The organism is Apibacter mensalis (assembly GCF_001418685.1).
In the GTDB taxonomy this organism is placed as follows: domain Bacteria; phylum Bacteroidota; class Bacteroidia; order Flavobacteriales; family Weeksellaceae; genus Apibacter; species Apibacter mensalis.
The window spans coordinates 1-2,332 of sequence record NZ_LIVM01000031.1; the positions used below are offsets into that span (position 1 = coordinate 1).

General features: G+C 30.5%; 6 protein-coding genes. All 6 read left to right on the forward strand.

Features of this window, described 5'->3' with window-relative positions:
• Positions 1-50 precede the first annotated feature (50 nt).
• The 6 genes from ASC36_RS10250 to ASC36_RS10270 all read left to right on the forward strand — a co-directional run bounded on the left by ASC36_RS10250 (position 51) and on the right by ASC36_RS10270 (position 2,298).
• Positions 51-353, forward strand: a complete 303-nt coding sequence (locus tag ASC36_RS10250; protein ID WP_055426395.1) for a hypothetical protein — start codon at positions 51-53, stop codon at positions 351-353.
• A gap of 143 nt (positions 354-496) precedes the next feature.
• Positions 497-877, forward strand: a complete 381-nt coding sequence (locus ASC36_RS10255) for a hypothetical protein (RefSeq protein WP_055426396.1) — start codon at positions 497-499, stop codon at positions 875-877.
• On the forward strand, positions 825-1,043 hold the full coding sequence (locus ASC36_RS10990; RefSeq protein ID WP_141656274.1) for a hypothetical protein: 219 nt from the start codon (positions 825-827) through the stop codon (positions 1,041-1,043). Before ASC36_RS10255 ends, ASC36_RS10990 begins: the two co-directional genes overlap by 53 nt.
• Positions 1,044-1,075: 32 nt before the next feature.
• Positions 1,076-1,294: a hypothetical protein gene (locus ASC36_RS10260; protein WP_055426397.1), complete on the forward strand. Its 219-nt coding sequence runs from the start codon at positions 1,076-1,078 to the stop codon at positions 1,292-1,294.
• Positions 1,295-1,298: 4 nt separating this feature from the next.
• Positions 1,299-1,994: a DUF3164 family protein gene (locus ASC36_RS10265; protein ID WP_055426398.1), complete on the forward strand. Its 696-nt coding sequence runs from the start codon at positions 1,299-1,301 to the stop codon at positions 1,992-1,994.
• A gap of 1 nt (position 1,995) precedes the next feature.
• Complete coding sequence (locus tag ASC36_RS10270; protein ID WP_055426399.1) at positions 1,996-2,298, forward strand: HNH endonuclease; 303 nt, start codon at positions 1,996-1,998, stop codon at positions 2,296-2,298.
• The last annotated feature ends 34 nt before the right edge of the window (positions 2,299-2,332 follow it).

Sequence of the window (2,332 nt, forward strand, 5' to 3'; positions counted from 1 at the left end):
ATAGTTTAACAATTGAATAATCTTAAAAAAACAAATAAAAACACAAACATATGTTAAACATAAGACAAAAATGGATTAAGGAATATAACCATTTATATGACTATAACGGAGCATGGATAATAAGCGAAAATGACGGATTTCGTACTCCTATAGCTATAATTCCAGAACCTATAGGAATGAAAAGTTTAAAACAAGCACAAAATGCAAGGCTTATTGAAAAAACACCTGAGCTATTAGAAATTGTTAAATCTCTAGTTAAAATATCGAAAAATCCATCTTTAGAACATCTTTATAGTCTTAATGACATTATTAATGAGGCTAATTTCTTAATAAATAGAATTAAAACCACTTAAACTTAAATATATGAATACAATTATAACACAAGCTAAAATAACAGCAACCAAAGTGTTTTCTTATATATTATGGGACAGATTTGTAGGATAGAAAAAGAAGATAAACCATATCCTAAAAGAGTAGAATATAGAAAGGTATAACAATGAATACAACTAATGAAATACTACAAGCATTAGGTATAAGCTACTGGCAATACGACCATTACAGAGAACAATGTTTTTACCGATGGTGTATAGAACATTCCTATAAAAGTTTTATAGACATCCGGCAGCTATACCAACACGACGGAGTAAGAAACTGGTATTTAGACACATGGGTATTTTATGTAGAAAAGCCTTTTATAAGAGAAAACAAAGATTTCTTTGTCTTAAATGAAAAACAGCACTTAGTAGAAATACTTACCCTATATACCTATAAACTAGAGAGATTTTATCCGCAAACCTTATTAAAAATCATTAAAAAAGAAAACCATGCAGTACTTAACAATCGAAGAAGTAAACGAGAGGATAACTTCCTTAAATAGTTGGTTGTTTGCTCACCAAGAGACACACTTCATGTATAAAGAAGTGAAGAAGGAACGTGATTTTTATGTGAATCAAGAAATAGAAATGAGGATGAACGGCTTGGAAGAAGATTATATAAAATGCGCTACTTCTTATTATGCACAGATACAAAGAGATATGATATAAAAAAATAAACAACAAAATTAAAGATATACATCATGAATACAAAGAAAATCAACAAATTGGAGGAGAAAGTAGCAGAAATTTTAGGAATCTATAAAGGGGGGGCATATGAAGAAGATGGGTGTATTTTTCTGAAAACTCATGTAGTAAAAGAATTAGACCACAAACAATTAAAAAAACTTATGGAATTAGGTAGAATTACCTTAAAAAGATCAGGAAACGGTACAACAATAATAATAAAAATTTTAGATTAAAATCATGAATATAGATATTTCACAATTATCAGAAGCAGAATTAGCCACTGCTCTAAAAGCCAAAAGAAAACAAAAAGCAGCAGACGTAATAGCTTACAACGATCTGGTTAATGAGACCATCCCAGGTTTATTTTTACTGTTAAAAGAATATTCAGAAAAAGGTACAGAATTAAAGGCTAAAATATACTCGTCCATAAAATCCTTATTAGAGTTAAAGCATAAGATATATGGAGTAAAGACAGAACAACAATCCCATACTTTCAGTACTGATAACGAAACAATTACTATCGGATATAACGTAAACTCAGGATATGATGACACTGTATATATAGGAGTAGCCAAAGTAAAAGAGTTTATAAATTCTCAGATTGAAGATGAAAAAACCGCAAAACTGGTTAATCAGATCAATAGGTTATTAAGGCCTGATAAAAAAGGAAACTTTCGTCCGGAAAGAATCCTGGAGCTCAAACAAATGGCCAATGAGTATAATGATTTTAACTTTATTGAAGGAGTGGAAATTATTGAGAAATCCTATAAGCCCACTCGCTCCAGCTGGTACATACGAGCTACTTATAAGAATGGTGTAGGAATAGAAGTAAATTTACCTTTATCTATTTCTACTGCACCTTTTCCCGTAGACTTTGATCTAAGTTTTCTATTACCTAATGTCACTCAAGATGAAGGTAATTTATTAAAATAAAATGCCCATAGATTATAAAAAATACCCTAAAAATTGGCTCTCGGAAATAAGGCCAAGAGTACTTAAAAGAGCAGATAATAAATGTGAGTTTTGCGGTGTAGAAAACTACACCATAAAGCCTAATGGCACAAAAGTCGTCTTAACTGTTGCTCACTTAGACCATGATAGCGAAAATCATGAGGTTAAAGAGGAAAGATTAGCCGCGCTTTGCCAAGCTTGCCACTTAAAATATGATTTGTCTAGGCATATTGAAAACAGGAAATATGGAAAAGAATTTAGAAAAAATCAACTTAAATTATTTTAATAATGATAAACTTAAAACATGCAGTAATAACTAA